This window comes from Sediminitomix flava (genome assembly GCF_003149185.1).
Taxonomy (GTDB): Bacteria; Bacteroidota; Bacteroidia; order Cytophagales; family Flammeovirgaceae; genus Sediminitomix; species Sediminitomix flava.
In genome coordinates this window covers 73,247-93,734 of the sequence record NZ_QGDO01000009.1, presented here as the reverse complement: position 1 = coordinate 93,734, position 20,488 = coordinate 73,247, and the positions used below count along the sequence as shown (strand labels likewise).

The 20,488-nt window shown below is 36.9% G+C and carries 21 protein-coding genes; 10 read left to right on the top strand and 11 right to left on the bottom strand.

Annotated elements, in window-relative coordinates:
- Positions 1 to 178: 178 nt before the first annotated feature.
- The 4 genes from BC781_RS23035 to BC781_RS23020 all read right to left on the bottom strand — a co-directional run bounded on the left by BC781_RS23035 (position 179) and on the right by BC781_RS23020 (position 3,721).
- Complete coding sequence (locus tag BC781_RS23035) at positions 179 to 1,477, bottom strand: tetratricopeptide repeat protein (protein ID WP_109622459.1); 1,299 nt, start codon at positions 1,475 to 1,477, stop codon at positions 179 to 181.
- A 218-nt stretch (positions 1,478 to 1,695) separates the two neighbouring features.
- Positions 1,696 to 2,268: a nicotinate (nicotinamide) nucleotide adenylyltransferase gene (gene nadD, locus BC781_RS23030; RefSeq protein ID WP_109622457.1), complete on the bottom strand. Its 573-nt coding sequence runs from the start codon at positions 2,266 to 2,268 to the stop codon at positions 1,696 to 1,698.
- A 19-nt stretch (positions 2,269 to 2,287) separates the two neighbouring features.
- Positions 2,288 to 2,857: a guanylate kinase gene (gene gmk / locus BC781_RS23025; protein ID WP_109622455.1), complete on the bottom strand. Its 570-nt coding sequence runs from the start codon at positions 2,855 to 2,857 to the stop codon at positions 2,288 to 2,290.
- A gap of 216 nt (positions 2,858 to 3,073) precedes the next feature.
- Positions 3,074 to 3,721, bottom strand: a complete 648-nt coding sequence (locus BC781_RS23020; RefSeq protein ID WP_109622673.1) for a sigma-70 family RNA polymerase sigma factor — start codon at positions 3,719 to 3,721, stop codon at positions 3,074 to 3,076.
- A gap of 211 nt (positions 3,722 to 3,932) precedes the next feature.
- Between BC781_RS23020 and BC781_RS23015 the strand changes: the two genes are divergently transcribed.
- From BC781_RS23015 to gldE, 5 genes are read left to right on the top strand one after another with little or no spacing between them, the layout of a single operon-like run.
- Positions 3,933 to 4,946, top strand: coding sequence for a glycosyltransferase family 9 protein (locus tag BC781_RS23015; RefSeq protein ID WP_109622453.1), 1,014 nt, complete (start codon positions 3,933 to 3,935; stop codon positions 4,944 to 4,946).
- 22 nt (positions 4,947 to 4,968) lie between these two features.
- Positions 4,969 to 5,442 carry a DUF2062 domain-containing protein gene (locus BC781_RS23010; protein ID WP_109622450.1) on the top strand — a complete coding sequence of 158 codons (474 nt, stop codon included), beginning with the start codon at positions 4,969 to 4,971 and terminating at the stop codon, positions 5,440 to 5,442.
- Positions 5,442 to 6,515 (top strand): A/G-specific adenine glycosylase, encoded by a 1,074-nt coding sequence (gene mutY, locus BC781_RS23005; RefSeq protein ID WP_109622449.1) that lies wholly within the window; start codon positions 5,442 to 5,444, stop codon positions 6,513 to 6,515. Before BC781_RS23010 ends, mutY begins: the two co-directional genes overlap by 1 nt.
- Positions 6,516 to 6,563: 48 nt before the next feature.
- Positions 6,564 to 7,043 (top strand): single-stranded DNA-binding protein, encoded by a 480-nt coding sequence (locus BC781_RS23000; RefSeq protein WP_109622447.1) that lies wholly within the window; start codon positions 6,564 to 6,566, stop codon positions 7,041 to 7,043.
- 27 nt (positions 7,044 to 7,070) lie between these two features.
- Positions 7,071 to 8,432, top strand: coding sequence for a gliding motility-associated protein GldE (gldE, locus tag BC781_RS22995; RefSeq protein ID WP_245935651.1), 1,362 nt, complete (start codon positions 7,071 to 7,073; stop codon positions 8,430 to 8,432).
- A gap of 70 nt (positions 8,433 to 8,502) precedes the next feature.
- On the opposite strand, the gene BC781_RS22990 is transcribed toward gldE, so the two are convergent.
- Positions 8,503 to 9,096 (bottom strand): sugar O-acetyltransferase, encoded by a 594-nt coding sequence (locus BC781_RS22990; RefSeq protein WP_109622445.1) that lies wholly within the window; start codon positions 9,094 to 9,096, stop codon positions 8,503 to 8,505.
- Between the two features lie 408 nt (positions 9,097 to 9,504).
- Between BC781_RS22990 and mutL the strand changes: the two genes are divergently transcribed.
- Together mutL and BC781_RS22980 are read left to right on the top strand one after the other, a co-directional pair.
- Entirely contained in the window at positions 9,505 to 11,478 is a 1,974-nt protein-coding gene (gene mutL / locus BC781_RS22985) for a DNA mismatch repair endonuclease MutL (RefSeq protein WP_109622442.1), read from the top strand.
- Between the two features lie 130 nt (positions 11,479 to 11,608).
- The gene (locus BC781_RS22980; RefSeq protein ID WP_109622440.1) at positions 11,609 to 12,367 is read left to right on the top strand and encodes a hydratase; all 759 of its coding nucleotides are present in this window, start codon (positions 11,609 to 11,611) and stop codon (positions 12,365 to 12,367) included.
- A gap of 118 nt (positions 12,368 to 12,485) precedes the next feature.
- Here BC781_RS22980 and ettA read toward each other — a convergent pair whose 3' ends face one another.
- Complete coding sequence (gene ettA, locus BC781_RS22975; protein WP_109622435.1) at positions 12,486 to 14,165, bottom strand: energy-dependent translational throttle protein EttA; 1,680 nt, start codon at positions 14,163 to 14,165, stop codon at positions 12,486 to 12,488.
- Between the two features lie 504 nt (positions 14,166 to 14,669).
- Here ettA and BC781_RS22970 point away from each other — a divergent pair.
- The gene (locus BC781_RS22970) at positions 14,670 to 15,950 is read left to right on the top strand and encodes a DUF349 domain-containing protein (protein WP_109622433.1); all 1,281 of its coding nucleotides are present in this window, start codon (positions 14,670 to 14,672) and stop codon (positions 15,948 to 15,950) included.
- A 130-nt stretch (positions 15,951 to 16,080) separates the two neighbouring features.
- Here the strand turns inward: BC781_RS22970 and BC781_RS22965 are convergent, their stop codons facing one another.
- The 4 genes from BC781_RS22965 to hemC form a co-directional block, all read right to left on the bottom strand.
- Positions 16,081 to 16,377, bottom strand: coding sequence for an ArsR/SmtB family transcription factor (locus tag BC781_RS22965; RefSeq protein WP_109622431.1), 297 nt, complete (start codon positions 16,375 to 16,377; stop codon positions 16,081 to 16,083).
- A 122-nt stretch (positions 16,378 to 16,499) separates the two neighbouring features.
- Positions 16,500 to 17,003 carry an NADH-quinone oxidoreductase subunit C gene (locus BC781_RS22960; RefSeq protein ID WP_109622429.1) on the bottom strand — a complete coding sequence of 168 codons (504 nt, stop codon included), beginning with the start codon at positions 17,001 to 17,003 and terminating at the stop codon, positions 16,500 to 16,502.
- Between the two features lie 10 nt (positions 17,004 to 17,013).
- On the bottom strand, positions 17,014 to 17,523 hold the full coding sequence (nuoB, locus tag BC781_RS22955; RefSeq protein ID WP_109622427.1) for an NADH-quinone oxidoreductase subunit NuoB: 510 nt from the start codon (positions 17,521 to 17,523) through the stop codon (positions 17,014 to 17,016).
- Between the two features lie 127 nt (positions 17,524 to 17,650).
- The gene (gene hemC / locus BC781_RS22950) at positions 17,651 to 18,583 is read right to left on the bottom strand and encodes a hydroxymethylbilane synthase (protein WP_109622425.1); all 933 of its coding nucleotides are present in this window, start codon (positions 18,581 to 18,583) and stop codon (positions 17,651 to 17,653) included.
- A gap of 209 nt (positions 18,584 to 18,792) precedes the next feature.
- Between hemC and BC781_RS22945 the strand changes: the two genes are divergently transcribed.
- Together BC781_RS22945 and BC781_RS22940 are read left to right on the top strand one after the other, a co-directional pair.
- Complete coding sequence (locus BC781_RS22945; protein ID WP_109622423.1) at positions 18,793 to 19,173, top strand: ArsR/SmtB family transcription factor; 381 nt, start codon at positions 18,793 to 18,795, stop codon at positions 19,171 to 19,173.
- 110 nt (positions 19,174 to 19,283) lie between these two features.
- Positions 19,284 to 19,817, top strand: coding sequence for an RNA methyltransferase (locus BC781_RS22940; RefSeq protein ID WP_109622421.1), 534 nt, complete (start codon positions 19,284 to 19,286; stop codon positions 19,815 to 19,817).
- Here the strand turns inward: BC781_RS22940 and gldD are convergent.
- Positions 19,801 to 20,400 carry a gliding motility lipoprotein GldD gene (gene gldD / locus BC781_RS22935; protein ID WP_109622419.1) on the bottom strand — a complete coding sequence of 200 codons (600 nt, stop codon included), beginning with the start codon at positions 20,398 to 20,400 and terminating at the stop codon, positions 19,801 to 19,803. The genes BC781_RS22940 and gldD overlap by 17 nt on opposite strands.
- Between the last annotated feature and the right edge of the window lie 88 nt (positions 20,401 to 20,488).

Sequence of the window (20,488 nt, the reverse complement as noted above, 5' to 3'; positions counted from 1 at the left end):
GTCTGCTGATTCCTTATTAAAAAGTATTTTTTTCTCTGACCTTGAGAATTAAACAATTTAGAGAATTTTGACAAAAAACATGCTACATCTTTATCTAAAGGCAAAAACCTATAAATGGCAATAAAAAAAGAGGTACTCCTTTTCAGAAATACCTCTCATCTATCTTGGTTGAATTTTTTTAATGCTTCAGTGTAATCTCTTCCAAAAGCTCTGTGGCTGCATAACGATATGAATTATCTAAGCGGGCTGTTTTTAAAGCTCTTTTCGCTGTATCCCATTCTCCGTATTCATTAGCTATAACACCTAGAGAAAAGTTGTATTGAGCTTTCGTTTCCAAATCTAAACCTCTGTACTTCACCAATTCTTTCAATTGATCAACGGCTTTCTTTGTATTTTCACTCTTATAGTAAGAAATCGCCTTGATATAGCCTACCAAATAATGCTCTGGCATTTGTTGTAAACACATATCAGCCATCTTAATCGCTTGCTGATATTTCCCTTGTACCAAATACAGTTGAGCTAATTCTGCGTGTTTTTGTGCTCTAGTCACAGGGTTTTCCTCATGTGCCAAAATCTCATTATTGAAGGCAATGATCTCCGATTTATCCGTAGTAGCATGTGCAATTTCAATTTGAAGCTCATGTACTTTCGGATTAGAATTATCAATCATCATCGCATCAGACAATAACTCTCTTGCTTTTTCATACTCATAAATTTCAAAATAGCTTTTTGCCACTCGGTATTTATAAGTTGGGGTCATCTTAGTAACCAACGCACGGTAAGGACCATAATTGGCTTTTGAAAGAATATCGGAAAGTTGATCATACTCATGAAGGTGATAAGAAGCATAACCTTGCTCATAATAAAAGCGAGCTGTTTCTTTGGGTGAACTACCTCTCAAAATATCAAGCCCTGCCGATGCCGCATCTTTTGCCTTTGAGTATTCTCCTCTTTGATTCATCAGCTTAGCGTAATAATACAAAGCTCTCACATTTCTTGGGTTGATATCAAGAATATCTACCAAATGAGTTTCTGTATCATCCAATCTATCCAACTGAATTAAGAGTTTCAGAATATTATTTTTATACTCTAATTTCTTTTGAGGAGAGTCATCATACTTGAACGCATGATTATAATGCTCTATAGATTTATCAACTTTTTCCTTGTATTCGTATAGCTTTCCAAGCTTAGCGTGAGCTTCAGCTACTTCAGGTTTTAGCTCAACAGCTTTCAACAAACTCTCCATTGCATTATCTGCTTGTCGAAGTTTGTAGTAGCACATTCCTTTCTTGAAGTGAAAGTTGAAATTTTTTGGGTCTTCAGAAATAGCTTGATTATACTGATCGATCGCCAACAAATATTGTCCGCTTTCTCTCAGCTTTTCCCCCTCTACATAAGAAGATAGGCCTAGATCACTTTGTGCAAATGCCACCGTATAGCACCACGACACAAAGAATAGTAAAACCAGCTTTCTCATATCATTAATTGAATTTAGAATCTACTAAGTTTATTGGTTCGAGTCTCTAATCATGAAAAAATGAAACTCTATCAGTTTAAAATAAACAAATACTCTGCCTTATATTGATTTGCTACAATTTTTTTGCAGAATTGTCTTTACTGTATTCTTCAATTTAAAGATACAGCCTACCAACAAACATATCCAATAAATGTAAAAAGGGAAAATACAAATGTACTTTACATGTAGAGTTTTTTGCTTTCTATGTAGTTGATGACCTCTTCATGTACCATGTAGCGTAAAGACAAACCTTCAGCAATAGACTTACGGATATAAGTAGCAGAAATGTCAACTAGAGGAGCTTCAATAAACTTGACATTAGGGTGTTTTACTAAATCAGATGCATTTGAGTTTGGTCTGGGGTAAACCAATAATCCATACTCATCCAAAACAGTCTCATAGTTTTTCCATTTCGGGAAATGCTCTAGATTATCTTCTCCTACAATCAGCTTAAAATCATAAGAAGGATATTTTTCTGACAAATAGGTAAGAGTATCTACCGTAAAACTCGGGCGAGGCATACGAAACTCAATGTCAGAAACATTAAAAAGTGGATTGTCTGAAATGGCTAGTCTGACCATATCCAATCGGTCAAACTCATGCGCTAACGACTTTTTCTTTTTAAAAGGGTTTTGAGGAGAAACAACAAACCACACCTGATCTACTTCTTGGCTTTCTGCCATTCGGTTGGCTATAATCAGATGCCCAACATGGATAGGATTGAATGAACCAAAAAATAAGCCTACTTTCATCTTGTTTCTCCTTTAGAAATTACTGCCCTATAAATGTATTGATTAAGTTTTCCGATTCTGCACAAGCTTTTTCTAGCTTATCATTGATCACAGAAACATCAAATTCATTTTCAAAAGACAATTCGTATTCTGCTTTTTCTGTTCGCATCTTAATGCTTTCTTCCGTTTCTGTATTTCTACCAATCAGACGTTCTAGCAAACAATCTACAGAAGGAGGCATTACAAAAATGGCTAAGGCTTTTTCTTTGTAGATTTTCTTAATGCTAATACCACCTTTCACATCTACATCTAGCACAACATGCTTGCCTAAGCTCCAAATACGCTCAATTTCTGCTTTCAGCGTTCCATAAAACAGACCTTCATAAACTTGCTCATATTCGGCAAATTCTTCATTCTTGATTTTATTTTCAAAATCACTTACCGAAAGGAAATAATAATCTTTTCCGTCAACCTCATTCGGACGTGGTTGGCGTGTAGTTGCTGAAACTGAAAATGTTAAACGCTCATCTTTGCCAAGAAGGTGTCTTACAATTGTCGTTTTACCAGCTCCAGACGGTGCTGAGAAGATGATGATTTTCCCCGAACTCATAGCGTTTGTTTATGACAAGTTATCTTATGGTATAAAGGGGCAAATGTCGTAATTTTTATATTTCTGTCTAGTGTATTTTTAAATTTATTTTGAAATCTTACGCTAAAAGAAAAAGGTGATGCTTTTTCCGAATGCCACAAGTGCGTCGAACAAAGCATCACCCTTTTAGTTTTTTTTCTCTGAGTATAGTTTCTTACATAGATTAAGTTTTAGGATTTAAATAGCATCTTGATCGCCATTGAAACCTTCAATGTGCTGATGCTCAAGCTTGGCTTTCTTGGTATTATAGCCCATGCTTTGTGCATAAAGTGCCAATTTTTCTTTCATGAGATTTCGGGCACGGTGCAAACGAGAACGGACTGTACCAATCGGGATATCCAAGATTTTTGCCATTTCTTCGTATGTAAACCCTTCCAGGTCACATAGGATAATGACAATTCGGAAATCTACTGCTAAAGAATTAAGCGCATTGGTCACTTCGTCTCCGATTCTATTTTGCATTGTTTCTTGACGCAAATCGACAGTAATGTTGTGGTCTACATCATCAGAATTGTAAATGCTTTCCACTTCATTGTAGTCTATTTTAGAAGGTTGTTTACTTTTGCGTCGATAATCATTGATAAAACTATTTTTTAGAATCCTGAAAAGCCATGCTTTCGCATTGGTGCCCCTTTCAAAAGATGAAATGAATCGGTATGCTTTCATATAAGTATCTTGTACAAGATCTTTTGCATCCTCTTCATCTAAAGTGAGTTTGTAAGCAAAGTTATACATTGAGTCAATATGGGGCATGAACTCAGCATTGAACACGCGGTCCTTTTCTTCTTCTGAGTACTGATTCTTTTTGGTAGTTTGTTCTCCCATCGGGTCGAATACTTTAGTAAGATGAGACATAGTTGGTTGAATTTGGCGGTTGAAAGTTTGGGTTGTGAAATCAATCACTTTCCTAAAGATACTAAACTCAACTTTAAGAAAACAGGGCTGTATTCATTAAGTGCATCTGAAGCACCTAATAATAACATATTGGTTCTTTTCAAGTTGGTTATCAAGTGTTTTTAAAGAAAAACGTTAGCGAATGAAAAGTGTTACAAGAATAGAAAATATATCTTCAGAATCTAAAATTGCAATCTACCTCACAGAAGATGAAGGCTCTCCATTATTGGGTTTAGCACTTGCAAATGCCCTCAAAAAAAGATATCAACAACACAATGTTATATGGATAGGAGATCTATCATCAGAAGAACTACTGCTAAAGAGTCCATCCGTTGATGAATTCCATAGTTTGAGCAGTATTAAAAAAGAATCTTTCTTTAGTGATAACAAGATTGAGATTATCTTTTTCTTATCTCGTTGGAACCCTTTGGCAAAGCTAGCGAAGAAGGCAAAAGTTCCGCACAGAATCACATTTAAAGAAAGTTTTAAAGACCGATGGCTCTATTCACAAACGCTTCAAAGAGACTTAAATCTTCCTTTATATAAACAGTATCTTCAATTTGCTAGCTTTTTAGATGGAGAAATAGAAGAGGATTCGGCTATGAACTTCCCGTATCCAGACGAGTATGACAGATTGATGCAGTTTAAAGGAACAATTAAAAAAGATGCCGTTAATCTGATTCTGATGCCTTATAAGAAAGGAGCTAAATGGATTTACCCTTTGCCTAATTATTTTGATTTGGTAGAGAAGCTGCCCCGTTATCGTTTTCAGTTCTTTATTCTAGGTTCTGAACAGGATGGTGAAATGATCAGAAAATATCAGCCAAATCTTTTCTATCCTCCTTCAGTAACCGATATGACTGGAAAACTGTCTTCAGAAGAAACTTACGACTTCATTGCGGCGGCTGATGGACTTGTTTCTTTTGATCATACAAGTCTACAACTCGCTGCCGAACTAAAAATTTCTGCATTCGGAATCATTTCTCCGAAGCATAAGAATCATTTCTTACCCAATGAAAAGCTCCAATTGCTATTCAATGAGAAAGAAGAGTGTAATTGTGTAACTCCACCATGCAAGTGTCAGCAAACTTATCCTGTAGAAGATTTGATTCAACATGTTTTGAATACATTTGGGGAAACAGAAGATATAGAGTAGAGGAGGATAAAAACGAGAAACATTGATAAAGACATATTTACAGAATAAAGTCATTCAACCATTATTGACTTTACTGAAAGAGGGAACAACACCACAAAAATTAGCAGCTTCTATTGTAATGGGGATTGCCATCGGACTTTTCCCGATTTTAGGAACAACAACAGCCATTGCTGCCATTTTAGCAATTGTATTCAGATTGAATTTGGTAGCAATTCAGATCGTAAATTATGCGATTTATCCGATACAGTTGGCGCTCATCATTCCATTTATTCAAGGAGGAGCAACACTTTTTGGTAAAGAAGCCTTTCCATACACTTTGGATCAGCTACAAGAAATGTTTACCGAGCATTTTTGGGAAACCTTGCAAGAACTCGGTTCTGTTTTACTCCGTGCTGCCGCTGTTTGGGGGATTACAGTAATTCCACTAGGTTTCATCCTGTATTTTATTCTTGTTCCAATTTTTAAGAAAGTTCAATCCAAGACCGCTAACAACTAATGTCAGACTTCAGCAACAAACTTATTGAGTGGTATGAGCTAAACAAACGTGATTTGCCTTGGCGAAATACCAAAGACCCTTACAAAATTTGGCTTTCAGAAATTATTCTTCAGCAGACTAGAGTTCAACAAGGTTTGCCTTATTATCTCGCTTTTGAAGAAGCTTTCCCAACCATCCAAAACTTTGCAAATGCCACAGAAGAAGAAGTCTTACGCCTATGGCAAGGACTCGGTTATTATTCGAGAGCCAGAAATATGCATTTCACAGCCAAACACATTAGTGAAAATCTATCGAGCGAATTTCCGACAAACTTCAAAGATTTACTCAAACTAAAGGGTGTCGGAAACTACACTGCTGCTGCTATTGCCTCTTTTGCTTTCGGGGAAAAAGTAGCAACAGTAGATGGTAATGTTTACCGCGTGCTTTCAAGAATATTCGGCATTGATAGTCCTATAAATAGTACAAACGGAATCAAGGAGTTTGCCGAAGTAGCCAACACCTTAATTTCGGATACACAGCCCGATACTTTCAATCAAGCACTTATGGAATTTGGTGCAATTCATTGTACACCAAAGAGTCCAAACTGTTTGCATTGTCCTTTTGTACAAGAGTGTGAAGCAAGAAAACAGAACAGAGTAGGGGAATTGCCCGTAAAACTAAAGAAGACAAAAGTTACAGACCGTTATTTCCATTATTTGGTCATTGAAGAAAATGAAAAATATTGGATAAAAGAGCGAAAGGGTAAGGGCATTTGGCAAGGACTTTACGACTTCCCATTATTGGAAAGCGACCATAAAGAGTTAAATCTTGAAAACATAGATCAACTTACGGAAGACCTTGAATTAAAAACATTTCTGCAAGAGAATGCTCCTTCTCAAATCTCAGAAATGTACAAGCACATTTTATCGCACCAAAGACTCCATATTCATTTCTACCATTATAAGGTTGATATCGAAAAATCTGTATCTTTGTTCAGTGAGAAAGATGAGTATTCCTTGATGGATTTAGACAATATTGAGAAACAACCTAAACCAATCATCATTCATAATTATTTGAATACTTATTTTTATTGATTATTTTCTCATATTATTGATTATACCTTAAACAGATTTATCTAAAAAATGGCAGGAATAAATAAAGTTATTCTTATCGGTAACCTTGGTAGAGACCCAGAAATCAGACACTTTGAAGGCGGCTCATCTGTAGCAACCTTTTCAATTGCAACTTCAGAAAACTGGCAAGACAAAAGCGGGGAGTGGAAAGAAGAAACTCAATGGCACAATATTGTAGCTTGGAGATGGCTTGCACAACGCGCAGAACAATACTTGAAAAAAGGTAGCAGAGTCTACATTGAAGGTAAATTAACAAACCGCTCTTACGATAAAGACGGACAAACAAGATACATTACAGAGGTTGTGGCTAACAATTTAATGCTTCTAGATCCTCGTCCGGAAGCTGGTGGCGCACCAGGCGGATACAGTGCTCCGGGTGCAGCAGATATGCCAAACCAAATGAATCAACAACCTCCATCTGGTACAACAAATGAACCAGACGCAATGAATGGTGGTTCTGAAGGCGAAGTTGACGACTTGCCGTTCTAAGATATTATTCACTAAACATTACAAACCTTGGAAGATCCAGTCGAACCCGATACGGCACATTCATTCTTGATGGTCTTATCCGACTTATCATTTTCGGAGCTGCCACTTGTGGCAATTTCGGTCACCCTTTTTCTATTGGTGATATCTGCCCTTGTATCAGGCTCTGAAGTGGCTTTTTTCTCACTCTCTAACGAACAACTTAAAACTTGTGAAGAAAAAGGCGATGCCACTGACAAGAATATCCTCAGCCTCTTGGGGAATCCAAAACTCTTGTTAGCCACTATACTTATTCTCAACAACTTGGTAAACGTAGCTATCGTAACCATCTCTGCCTATGCCACTTGGCAAATTGCAGATATGTTGGAAATAAGCAGAACAAGTCCGAGTGTTATATTTCTACAAACTATCGTAGTGACTGCTGCTATTGTATTTTTTGGTGAAATTGTACCAAAATTATACGCATCACAGCAAAACCTCACTTTCGCGAGACTGACCGCTAAAATGCTTTCGGTTTCTATGTCTATTCTAAAACCTTTTTCGTGGCTACTCACAGTGGTCGGAAATCGATTGGAGAAAAGACTTGAAGGAAATCAAAGTAACATGGCTCTTTCAGTCAATGAATTGAACGAAGCTGTAGAAATCATTACCGAAGACGAACAGAATGATAATGCCGAAGAGATTCTTAAAGGAGTCGTAAACTTCAGTGGTAAAATGGTTACACAGATCATGAAGTCTCGAATGGACCTCACTGCTGTAGATATCGAGACTAATTTCCATGAGCTTATGGGGATTATCAATGATTCTGGATTTTCAAGAATTCCTATTTATCAAGATACCATCGATAAAATCAAAGGAATTCTCTACATCAAAGACCTTCTTCCTTATCTAGACAAAGGCGAGGACTTCGATTGGCAAGAGCTAATCCGCTCAGAGGTTTTCTTCATTCCAGAAAGCAAAAGGCTAGACGAACTACTTCGAGATTTCCAATCAAGAAGAGTTCATATGGCTATTATTGTAGATGAATATGGAGGAACAACAGGCTTGGTTACTCTTGAAGATGTGATTGAAGAGATTGTTGGAGAAATCAATGATGAATTCGACGAAGCAGAGCCTTCTTATTACAAAAAGCTAGATCAGTTCACTTTCATGTTTGATGCAAAAACATCATTGAGTGACTTTTGTAAAACAGTCGATCTGCCTATGGATATCTTCGAAGATGCAAGAGGAGATAGTGAATCTCTTGGAGGACTGATTCTTGAGCTCTTCAAAAAAATGCCTTTATCAGGTGAAGAAATTGAATTTTCAAACATCGTCTTTACGGTTGGTAATGTCACCAAAAAGCGAATAAAATCAGTCAAAGTTTTCTTCAAGGAGAAAGCTACAGCTTAATACGGAATTCAAGACAAAAAATATACAGCCTAATAGCTTACTCTGAAAAGCTATTAGGCTGTTTTTATTTTTAAAACTTTTCCTTTCTGAAATAATACAATTTATCCTCTTCTGTAATTTCTCTTATGACTTTACAAGGATTTCCGGCAGCCAATACATTACTAGGAATATCTCTCGTCACTACACTTCCAGAGCCAATTACAGTGTTTTCTCCTATGCTAATATTTGCATTGACTACCACATTTCCACCAATCCAAACATTATCACCGATTGTGATAGGAAATGCATATTCATATTCTTCATTCCTTTTCTCAAAATGCAACGGATGCCCTGCTGCATATAAACTCACATTAGGGCCGAGAAGTACATTGTTACCTATTTTGACTTTTGCACAATCCAAAATAGTTAGGTTATAATTTGAATAGAAGTTCTGACCAATTTCTATGTTATAGCCATAGTCACACCTAAAAGGTGGCTCAATAAAAAATGTGTCTTGTGTACTCCCTAATAGTTTTCGAATCAACTCATTCCTTTTCTCCACTTGCTTTGGTGGCAGATTATTGAACTCATAGATGATTTCCTTTGCAAATTGTCTTTCTTGGAATAATTCATCGCCAAAAGCTTTATAGGGCTTTCCCGAAAGCATTTTTTCTTTTTCAGTCATATTTACATCTTAAATTCAACGTTAAAACATCCCTTCGGCTATGTAACAATCCGACATCTCTTTTTCAGCTAAAAAGGTAGATAAACATACTCCAAAAAAGCACGGATTTCCCCCTTCAGAAATAACTCTTTTAAAAGAAATTTAACATTAAAAGAAGATACCAAATAAACGATACAAAAAGTTCAATGGAGCTGGATTTTTAATGTTCTCTGAATATTTACCCTCACTGAAAAAAAAATTGCATTTTAAAAAGGAGTTTTTTCTCTTAAAAAAGATCAAACGAAGCACAATTATGCGTTTTTTGATAAAAGAATTTTTAAGTTTGTGACTTAGAGTAAGATGGAATGCTTACTCATTTGCCTTGACAGCATTTTCAATTTAAGCCACGGCGTTTCAGACTTTTAGTTTATGCAAGATATTATCCGTTTACTTCCAGAATCATTGGCTAACCAAATTGCCGCAGGAGAGGTCGTTCAGCGTCCTTCTTCTGTAGTGAAAGAACTTTTGGAAAATGCCATTGATGCCAAAGCTACTCAGATACATCTCATTGTGAAAGATGCTGGAAAAACTCTTATCCAGATCATTGACAATGGAAAAGGTATGTCTGAAACGGATGCCCGCATGTCTTTCGAACGCCACGCTACTTCTAAAATCTCTTCAAGCGATGACCTTTTTGCAATCCGTACATTTGGTTTCAGAGGTGAAGCTCTTGCCTCTATTGCCGCTGTTGCTCAAGTAGAGTTGAAAACTCGTACTGAGAAACAAGAAACAGGTACATTGATTGAAATTGAAGGTTCCAAAATTGAAAAACAAGAAGCTGTCGCTACACCAAAAGGAACATCTATTGCTGTCAAGAACTTATTCTTCAATGTTCCTGCTCGCAGAAAATTCTTAAAGTCTGATGCGGTTGAGTTCAAACACGTTCTTGAAGAATTCCAACGTGTTGCATTAACTAACCCACAAGTCAGTATGTCTCTTCATCACAACGATCAAGAGATTTACAACCTTCGTAATGGCAAACCAGCCAAACGAATCATTGGATTATTTGGCAAATCTTACCAAGAGCAATTGATCCCTTGCCAAGAAGACTTAGAAGTAATCAAGGTTGAAGGCTATATTGGAAAACCAGAATCGTCTAAAAGAACCAAAGGAGAGCAATTCTTCTTTGTAAATGGAAGATATATCAGACATGCCTCATTGCATCATGCTGTCATGAATGCCTTTGAAGGTTTGTTACCCGATGGAAACTACCCATTCTATAAACTTTCGATCGAAATTGATCCGAAAGATGTAGACGTCAATGTGCACCCAACCAAAACAGAGGTGAAATTTTCAGATGAAAGAACGGTTTATGCCGTTGTTTCTGCTGCAGTAAAACAAGCATTGGCAAGTTACGGAATTGCCCCATCTATTGACTTTGGTATTGATGTAAACTTTGCCAAAGACAATCAACCTCATATGCCAACTTCTTTTGAGAATACTTCAGAACCAACTGAAACGACTACAGCTTTCAGTAAATTCTCTGATTTGGGTGCTGAACCCCCTCATGTAGATTTTGGTGCTGACTTAGACTTCTCAACAACGGAAGATAAGCCGGCAGTTACTAAAATTTCTTCACGAATGAATGACTGGAAAGATGAGAACTCAACTCCTCCTCCAGTTATGAAGCCTTGGAATAACAACACAAGCTCAGGCATTGATCCATTCAATGATGTTGACTTGAATATTCCTTCGGAAAATGAAGAATCACAAGCTACAGAACTTCGTTTCAGTAGTGCTGCCAACACAGAAACGTCTTCAGACGAAATCAACGAAAGTGAAAAACGTGAACCTATCCAAATCAGAGATAGCTATATCCTTTTCCAAGTGAAATCAGGATTTATGCTGATGGATCAGGAAGCTGCTCACGAACGTGTGCTTTACGAACGTTTTATGCAGCAAATCAATAATAACTCTGGTGTTTCTCAGAAGTTACTGTTCCCTCGTACGCTTGAATTAAATCCTGTTGACTTGGCTCTACTTGCTGAGTTCAGACATGAAATTGAAGCCCTTGGTTTCTCTATTGAAGTAGCAGGAAAAACAAAAGTGATTATTAGTGGAATGCCTGTGGCTATCAAAGATTCTAGTGAAAAAGAAACCCTAGAAGGTATCATTGAACAATTGAAGCTCAACAAAAGCGAGCTAGAACTTTCTAATACACAAAATATAGCTAGATCGTTGGCTAAAAGAACGTGTATCAAGAAAGGAGATCATTTGGAAAAAGAAGAGATGAATGCGATTGTAGAACAGCTTTTTGCTTGTCCTACTCCAAGCTACGCTCCTGATGGTCGTAAGACAATTGTGATGATGAACTTGAATGAGATTGAGGCGCTATTTGTATAGTCATACCTTTTCTATAACATCACACTTTTTAAGTATCAATATCTAGTATTCAATTTGTCTGAGATATAGTTTCAGTATAATTTCGCTTTAATTAAGCCAACTGAGACTATACATATTTAAATTGAATAAGATGAGTATGCCTTTTGAAAAAGCTGCCAAAGAGTTATTGAATCGTAGAAAAGCTGGAGTAAAAGCTCCACAACTTCCTGAAGATATTCGACCTAAATCCCTTGATGATGCCCTAGCGATCCACCAAGAAATGCTAAAACAAAAAGGTGATGCTGGAGGATGGAAATGTCTTTTACCTCCTTCTGAAGGTCAAATTATAGCAGCCCCTATTTTTATGGATTCGGTTCAAAGAGGAGAAACTGTTTCTTTGATTGAAGATAACAGCATGGCTCGTATAGAACCAGAAATTGCTTTTGTCTTAGAGAAAGATTTACCTGCAAATACAGAAGGTTATAGCAATGAAGAAATTGATGCTGCAATAGGAAATTGTCATATGGCATTGGAGCTTATGCAAGCTCGTTTTGATGCTGAATCGGGTGCTACATTTTATGAAAAACTAGCCGACTGTATGGTAAACCAAGGTTTATTCATTGGGCCAGAAATAGAAAGAGAGTTAGCCTATAAAGCTTCTGAAATCTTCATTGATATTGAGCAAGAAGGACTCTCGATTACAAAAGAAGGAAAACACCCGAATGAACTTCCTCAAAATCCACTTCATTGGTTTATCAACTATATGACAAAACGTGGACAGTCTTTTAAAGCTGGTGAAGCTATAATCACAGGTTCATATGCAGGAATTGTAGAAGTAGACTTCGATCTTGAAACTACAATTAGTTATAAAGGACTAGGTGAGTATAAAGTAACTTTTAAAAGAAAGTAGTCAATCATTATTCTGAATCTGTATTCTTAGCATAACCCTAAGAACAGTTAATATATTTAGAAAAAAGCCTTCTCAAACATGGTGTTTGAGAAGGCTTAATTTATTTTGTAAGAATTGACTATTGCAATTTCTTGTATCTGATACGATGAGGAGTAATATCTCCAACTTCTTGCTTACGCTTCTCTTCGTATTCAGTAAAGTTACCCTCAAAGAATCTTACTTGAGAATCACCTTCAAATACCAAAAGGTGTGTTGCAATTCTATCCAAGAACCAACGGTCGTGAGAAATAATCACGGCACTTCCTGCAAAGTTCTCCAATGCTTCTTCCAAAGCACGAAGCGTGTTTACATCCAAGTCGTTGGTAGGCTCATCAAGAAGCAATAAGTTACCACCTTCTTTCAATGCCAATGCAAGATGTACTCTGTTGCGCTCACCCCCAGAAAGATCTCCCACTTTCTTTTGCTGATCTCCACCTGCAAAGTTGAATTTACTTACATAAGCTCTAGAGTTTACCTCTTTGCCACCGAGCATCATCAACTCATTTCCTTCAGAGATTGTCTCCCAAACAGATTTGTTCGGATCAAGGTTATCGTGTTCTTGATCTACGTAGGCAATCTGTACTGTTTCCCCAACTTCAAATGACCCTTTATCTGGATTTTCTTTTCCAGTAATCATTTTGAATAAAGTAGTTTTACCAACTCCGTTAGGTCCTACAATACCTACAATACCACCTTGAGGAAGAGAGAATTCCATTCCTTCATAAAGAAGCTTGTCACCAAATGCTTTTGCTACACCATTTGCCTCAATCACTTTAGTACCCAAACGTGGCCCTGGAGGAATGAACAGCTCAAGTTTAGCTTCTTTCTCTTTAGCTTCTTCGCCAGCCATTTTATCATAGGCATTGATACGTGCCTTTTGTTTAGCTTGACGAGCTTTCGGAGCCATACGAATCCAGTCCAACTCACGCTGAAGTGTTTTCTGACGCTTAGACTCTTGCTTCTCTTCTTGTGCCAAACGGTTTTGCTTTTGCTCCAACCAAGAAGAATAATTTCCTTTCCAAGGAATACCTTCACCACGGTCAAGTTCAAGAATCCAACCAGCTACATTATCCAAGAAGTAACGGTCGTGAGTTACAGCGATTACTGTACCTTTATATTGCTTCAAGTGCTGCTCCAACCAGTGTACAGACTCTGCATCCAAGTGGTTGGTAGGCTCATCAAGAAGTAAGATATCTGGTTCTTGTAAAAGTAGACGACAAAGTGCTACACGTCTTTTCTCACCACCCGAACAGTTCTTGATGATTGCATCTTCAGGCGGACAACGTAAAGCATCCATTGCTCTTTCCAAACGGCTGTCTAATTCCCAAGCATTATGATGATCAAGTTTCTCTTGAACTTCTCCTTGACGCTCAATCAACTTAGTCATTGCGTCTGGATCTTCCATCAATGCAGGGTCTGCAAAAGCAGCATTGATTTCATCAAACTCTTTCAAAAGGTCTACAATTTCTTGCGCACCTTCCTGAACAACTTCTTTTACTGTTTTATTAGGATCAAGTTCTGGCTCTTGCTCCAACAATCCTACCGAGTAACCCGGAGAGAAAACTACTTCACCTTGGTAGTTTTTATCTTTCCCCGCAATAATGCTCAATAGGGTAGATTTACCCGATCCGTTCAAACCTAAAACACCAATTTTGGCACCGTAGAAGAAGGAAAGGTAAATGTTTTTCAAAATTTGTTTACTTGGCGGAATGATCTTATTCACTCCTGCCATCGAAAAGATTATTTTTTCGTCACTCATAAAGAGAGTCTATTTTTTATAGGTTTTAATGAAAGCGATTTTCAAAGGGCTCAAATATGCTACTTTTGTCTGATTTAACAAACAAGACATTTTTTCTGAATCTAATACAAAATTGTAATTGTGGTTGTTTTATCAATATAGTCTTGATAATTTGCATTAATCAAGAATGCCTCTTAACTTATGAGGATTATATAAACCAATAAATAAGTCCAACTTAGCTAACTTATTCATTTAAAGATATTTATCTATAAATGAAGAATTTTCAAGTTGTTTGGCAAATTAATGTTAAAATTGAACAAAAAAGAATAGATATTGAATTAGTTATAATTCAGATATAACTAAATTTGCAGGGAAGTAATAATCTCGTGATTATTATTTCTTTCAATTACACTAAAAGAGATTCTCAGAATTCGAAACAGGAATATATACTAATTTCTTGAATTTCAAGAATAGATAGTTTTACTAAAACATACAGATAACTATTAACCAAACAGACAATAAGCAATGTCATCAACTACCCCGATCAAAGAGTATAAGGAAATCACAGAGTACGGCTACATTAAAGACGGTAAGGTTATTCTTAGAGGCTACTTCGACTTTCAAGACCGAGAAATAGGCGATGTTAGAGAAAGTGATGAGGAAAGTTTAAAATATTTCGTTAATCGCTTTGATATGGTAACCAAAAAGGTTCAAGCAGTGAAAGATTCGATTCACACTGCAGAGAACAAAGGTTCATATCTCATGAAACTAATCCATATGCGTACTTACTTAGCGACTTACAATGGATTAGGTGATTTCACAAAACTCTATGAAGAAATCAATGTACTAGAAGATGAAATTAACGAGTACATTGCCAAAAACAGAGACAAAAACTTCGAAATCAAGACTGCTCTTTTAAAAGAAGCTCAAGAGGCTAAATATTCTACTGAATGGAAAGACGGCACTGAAAGATTCAAGGAATTAAAAATGAATTGGATCAAGACTGGTAGTGCTGTAAAAGAAGAAGAGGAAAAACTTTCAGAGCAATTCAATGATGCTATGGAATTCTTCTTCAAGAGACGTGGCGATTTCTACCAAGAAATGCAACGTATCATGCGTGACCGTCTGTTCAAGTACCGTAGCTTATTGAACCAAGTGAAGCGAATTAACCGTATTGGCGGTGGTAAAGAATTCGTGAACGAGGTTAAAGATATTCAAAACGAGTGGAGAGAAGTTGGTAAAGTGCCGAAGATGAAAATCAACAAGACACTTTACGAATTCAAGAAAGAAACAGCCAAATTCTTCAATGACCTTAAGAGTCAACGTTCTTCTTACAGAAGAAAATCTCCTATCGAGATGAAGAAAGAATTGTTGGAAACTGCAGAGTCTTTCTTGAAGAGTGGTTCTCCATACAATATTGCGAAGATCAAGACACTTCAAAACGACTGGAAGCAATTGGGTAAACTTCAAGCTCCAGAAGATAAAGAGTACAACTTGAGATTCCGTATTATCTGTAACGAAATCTTCGAAAGTCACTTCCTAGAAAGAATGGCGAAGAACTTGCACCCAGATTTATACACGAAATCTGATTTTGAGCAATTGAAAATCAAGATGGACTTGTTGAGAGATTCAATCAAACAAGACGAAAGCGAATTGTACGAATTCAATTCTCGTCATGGATCTAACTTCAATTCAAATGATCCTCAAGATTACCAATTGTATCAGCAACGTAACAACTTCATCAATAAGTTGAAAACGAAAAAGCGTATCCTTCAGAAATTGGAAGACAAGCTTTTGATGCTGTAATCGGTTTTCACTGAAAAATATAAAAGGCTTCTCAATTTTGGGAAGCCTTATTTTTTTACTCTAAAAAACAAAAAGACACTATGTTGTAACAAAGTGTCTCTCTACCTTCTTTCACAAAAGAATATTCGTATTAGCCCATATTGCAACCGCAATTTTTCAAGCAGTCCAAGATGTTGGTCACATCTTTCTCTTTGAGCGAATAATACATATTTTTTCCTTCTCTTTTCGAGCTCAAAATACCTTTGAGTTTCATATTCGAAAGATGATGTGAAGTCAATGACTGTTCGCAGTTCAAAGCTTCACAAAGCTCTCCCACAGTCATTCTTTCTCTATCTCTCAATAGTTCAATGATTTTCAGACGAACAGGATGAGCAATCGTTTTCAGAATAAAAGCCGTTCGTTCTATTCTGTCTGCCTCAATTTCCATGAATTTATATTTCAGGTTGAATAATGATTCCTATAATCAAGTGCAAAACTGCACGTTAGCTACTAAGAAAGGAATATATTTTATATGTGCAAGTCTTCATATGAAAACTCCTTCAATATTCACTAATATTCTACCTTTATGCCATGGTAATATTCCTGTACATTGTAGTCTTTTCGCAATGGATGTCCTTCCCAATCTTCTGGCAATAGAATTCTTCTCATATCTGGATGACCTTCAAAATTGATCCCATTAAGGTCAAATACTTCACGTTCTAGCCAGTTAGCTCCTTTCCAAATAGAACATAAGCTAGGCACCGACGGAAGTTCCTTTTCAGGTCTGTCAAGCATTACTTTTACAGCAAGGCTTACATTATAAGGGATAGAGTAGAAGTTATAGATCACTTCCATTGAGTTCTCTTTCGGACCATTGTCAATTCCTGTAACACAAGACAACTGATCAAAAAAACAACTTCTATCTGTATGTAAAAATGTACAGACATTTAGCAACTGCTCTTTAGCTACAACTAAAGTAGTTTGAAGCGGATCTTCAATTACATCTGTAATCACGGATTCGTCAAACTGGTCTTTTAGCAAAGAGATAATATGTTCTTGTTTTTCTTTGTTCATAGCTAATCAATTAGAGCAATGCTTCAATACCTTTAGGCGCAACAATTGTTTCTTTTCTGATCTTATCTTGAAGTTTCAATAAACCACCGATAAGTGCTTCTGGTCTTGGAGGACAACCCGGAACATACACATCTACAGGAACAATACGGTCAACCCCTTTTACAACATGATAACCATGTTCCCAATAAGGACCTCCACAATTCGAACAACTTCCCATTGAAATTACATAGCGAGGCTCTGCCATTTGTTGGTAAAGTCTACGAATACGGTCAGCCATTTTGAAAGTCACAGTTCCTGCAACGATCATGACATCAGATTGACGAGGAGAATTTCGGGGAAAAATACCCAAACGGTCTAAGTCATAATTAGAGGCGAATGTTGCCATCATCTCGATTGCACAACAAGCCAAACCAAAACCTAAAGGCCACATAGACGAAAGTCTCGCCCAGTTGAGCAACTCTTCTGTTTTGGTGATGACAAATCCTCCATTCTCAATTTTCTGATCTAAAAGTCCTTGCATAGGAAAGTATATTTTAAATATAGAAAATGGGAAAAGGTTGTTTAGCTCTTCCCATTTCCTAGCTGATAGTAGTCAGTTCTTAATTAACACACAGACAATACAGTCAAACTGTATAAATAACTCAGAATTACTTCTGTTGTTTGATCTCTGCTAAAAGTTCTTTACCGCCATTGTCCAAAATCCACTGTGCCACTTCGTCTCCTAGTCTTTCAGCGTCTTCTTTTGAACCATTCAACGTTTTCTTAATGACCTCAGAACCATCTAGTCTTACCAATCCACCTGTGATCGAGATATTTTCAGAACCTTCCAAATTGGCTAAAGCAAATGCAGGAATACTACAACCGCCTTGTAAAGTATGTAAGAAAGAACGCTCTGCTAACAAACGGTATTCTGTATCTTTATCATTAACCGCATTTCTGATTTCTTTTATGACTGCTTCATCAAGGTTTTCAGAAACTTCAATAGCCACACTACCTTGTCCTGCTGCTGGAGTAAACTGATCCAATGGCAAGTGCTGAGTAATATGTTCTTCATAGTGCATTCTATGCACACCTGCATAAGCAAGTACTAAAGCATCACATTGTCCTTCTTCCAATTTACGCATACGAGTCTGCAAATTACCTCGCATATCTACCACCTTTACATGAGGATAGTAGTGTTTTAGCATTGCTACTCGTCTAACTGATGACGTACCCAAAACAACTTCTTTACCGTTGTTCAAGTCAATTCCATCTTTTAAGCTGACAATGACATCATTTACAAGCTCTCTTTCTGTAAAAGCAATGATCTTGAAACCTTCAGGAAGCGTAGCTTGCATGTCTTTAGCCGAATGCACCGCAATATCAATTCCACCTGTGCGCAATTGGTCTTCCAATTCTTCGGTAAAAACTCCTTTACTTCCAATTTTGGATAGCGAGCGATCAAGGATTTTATCTCCCTTCGTCTCAATAATGACAATCTCTGACTGTAGTCCTTTCTGTTGCAATAAATCTGCTACATAATCGGCTTGCCACAATGCCAATTTACTTCCTCTTGTTCCTATTTTGATCACTCTTTCCACTGCTAATCTATTTTGAAATGCGCTAGAATTTAGTTCTTAATGCTCTATTTTGAATTTCACCAACATAAAAATTGGCTTTTCTCCACAAAATATTGACAAATATCTGAAAAGCCGCCTTTTAATACAATTTATATCTCTTACTTCAATAAAATACAAAGTAGTGTTTCACATATTTTTTTATACATTTGTATAAACGAATATATTCACTAATGAAACTGAAGCACTTTAATCTTTCGTTGGGAACGCAAATCATGAAGGCATTTAGCGAAGAATCCCGCATCCGCATTATGCATTTGCTGTTCCGAAACAAGGAATTGTGTATTTCCGATATCGAACTCATCCTTGACTTCACTCAAACTAAGACCTCAAGACATCTGATTTATTTGAAAAATGCAGGCCTTGTCACTTCTAGAAAAGTAGATCAGTGGACATTCTACTCTATCAAAGAAGGCGTTTTGGGCTTTATCGAAGTTCTTTTCAACTACTTGGAAAAAGATCCGATGCTTGTTCAAGATCAGAGTATCTTTGAGACACTTTACAACAATAGAGAATTGGCACTTTGTAAGCTTGAAGCGCGCAAGTGGAGATAATTATAGAAAAGAACGACAGACATTGTTCTTAGAGGCTAACAAGAACTTTAAGAACAGAGGGAGCTGTTTTAGCTGTTACTGTCTAGGGAGAGATTGATCTAAAGGAAGTTATGAGAAAACTAGAAATGCACGAACTCGGCAGAAAATCGGCCGAAGAGTTTAAAGAAACAAAGAAAAACCCTGTCGTGGTTATTTTGGATAATGTAAGAAGTATGAACAATGTAGGTTCTGCTTTCCGTACAAGTGATGCTTTCGCGATTGAGAAGCTTTACCTGTGTGGAATTACAGCTCGACCACCACACCGAGATATCCAAAAAACAGCTCTTGGCGCACAAGACACCGTAACTTGGGAGCATTTTGAAGAAACAACTCAAGCAATTGAGAAATTGAAGGAAGAAGGCTATACCATTGTTTGTGTAGAGCAAGTAACAGATAGTGTTATGCTAAATGACTTTGAGCCTGATTTTGATAAAAAATATGCCTTCATTTTCGGACATGAGGCATTTGGTGTAGATGAAAAAGTAGTAGAGTGTTCGGATATGGCTTTGGAAATTCCACAATTCGGAACCAAACACTCTCTGAATATATCTGTGACTATGGGTGTTGTGCTTTGGCACTACATGAATGCTAGTCTTTCCAAGTAACAGTTTTCAACATCTCTTGCATATCTTCTCTGATGTAATTAATCACGGGTGCTAGAGAGTCATTGGCTGTTGAAGTTGGAAAATAAAGTGCTGCTCTAAGGAAATGTTGTGCTGAGTCTGTACGGAAAAATTGGTACTGACTTGGCACTTGTCCTTCTAGCTCAAACTCCATAATAATATCTCCGTTCTCCCCATAACTTTTATACTCCTCAATCTTCGTAGCTCTGATACTGTGCTTATGCGTTAGCTTTAGCGAAGTATTGAAATATCCTGCCAAAGAGTCTAAGCTATTGTAGATCGGTTTGTAAGAAATATCAATGGTAGCATTGTATTGAGGATAGTAAATTTCTGCCCAATATGGCTCTGACATTTTAGAAGTATCAGGCTTCATTTCTGCTTGGTCAGAAAAGCGGAACGCATATGGAAAATTCCCAAACTCTTTCGGAAATTCTTGAAAAGTATGTTTAGGAAATTCGATACGATGATAGCCTTTAGGTTTTGGTAAAAAAACTTGTTCTTCTCCTCCACAAGCCCATATAAAGACTAAAAACACAATTCCGATTCCACTAAAAAATTTATTCATTATTTATATCCTTCTGTTATCTGTTCTTTGATCTAGATTTGAGAAACGAAAAATACCAAAAAATAAGCCACTATCGCTAGTAAACTTA

Excerpts from the sequence above, each read along its gene's own strand:
- BC781_RS23035 (WP_109622459.1), bottom strand. The coding sequence starts at position 1,477 with ATGAGAAAGCTGGTTTTACTATTCTTTGTGTCGTGGTGCTATACGGTG.
- nadD (WP_109622457.1), bottom strand. The coding sequence starts at position 2,268 with ATGAAAGTAGGCTTATTTTTTGGTTCATTCAATCCTATCCATGTTGGG.
- gmk (WP_109622455.1), bottom strand. The coding sequence starts at position 2,857 with ATGAGTTCGGGGAAAATCATCATCTTCTCAGCACCGTCTGGAGCTGGT.
- BC781_RS23020 (WP_109622673.1), bottom strand. The coding sequence starts at position 3,721 with ATGGGAGAACAAACTACCAAAAAGAATCAGTACTCAGAAGAAGAAAAG.
- BC781_RS23015 (WP_109622453.1), top strand. The coding sequence starts at position 3,933 with ATGAAAAGTGTTACAAGAATAGAAAATATATCTTCAGAATCTAAAATT.
- mutY (WP_109622449.1), top strand. The coding sequence starts at position 5,442 with ATGTCAGACTTCAGCAACAAACTTATTGAGTGGTATGAGCTAAACAAA.
- BC781_RS23000 (WP_109622447.1), top strand. The coding sequence starts at position 6,564 with ATGGCAGGAATAAATAAAGTTATTCTTATCGGTAACCTTGGTAGAGAC.
- BC781_RS22990 (WP_109622445.1), bottom strand. The coding sequence starts at position 9,096 with ATGACTGAAAAAGAAAAAATGCTTTCGGGAAAGCCCTATAAAGCTTTT.
- mutL (WP_109622442.1), top strand. The coding sequence starts at position 9,505 with ATGCAAGATATTATCCGTTTACTTCCAGAATCATTGGCTAACCAAATT.
- BC781_RS22980 (WP_109622440.1), top strand. The coding sequence starts at position 11,609 with ATGAGTATGCCTTTTGAAAAAGCTGCCAAAGAGTTATTGAATCGTAGA.
- ettA (WP_109622435.1), bottom strand. The coding sequence starts at position 14,165 with ATGAGTGACGAAAAAATAATCTTTTCGATGGCAGGAGTGAATAAGATC.
- BC781_RS22970 (WP_109622433.1), top strand. The coding sequence starts at position 14,670 with ATGTCATCAACTACCCCGATCAAAGAGTATAAGGAAATCACAGAGTAC.
- BC781_RS22965 (WP_109622431.1), bottom strand. The coding sequence starts at position 16,377 with ATGGAAATTGAGGCAGACAGAATAGAACGAACGGCTTTTATTCTGAAA.
- BC781_RS22960 (WP_109622429.1), bottom strand. The coding sequence starts at position 17,003 with ATGAACAAAGAAAAACAAGAACATATTATCTCTTTGCTAAAAGACCAG.
- nuoB (WP_109622427.1), bottom strand. The coding sequence starts at position 17,523 with ATGCAAGGACTTTTAGATCAGAAAATTGAGAATGGAGGATTTGTCATC.
- BC781_RS22945 (WP_109622423.1), top strand. The coding sequence starts at position 18,793 with ATGAAACTGAAGCACTTTAATCTTTCGTTGGGAACGCAAATCATGAAG.
- BC781_RS22940 (WP_109622421.1), top strand. The coding sequence starts at position 19,284 with ATGAGAAAACTAGAAATGCACGAACTCGGCAGAAAATCGGCCGAAGAG.
- gldD (WP_109622419.1), bottom strand. The coding sequence starts at position 20,400 with ATGAATAAATTTTTTAGTGGAATCGGAATTGTGTTTTTAGTCTTTATA.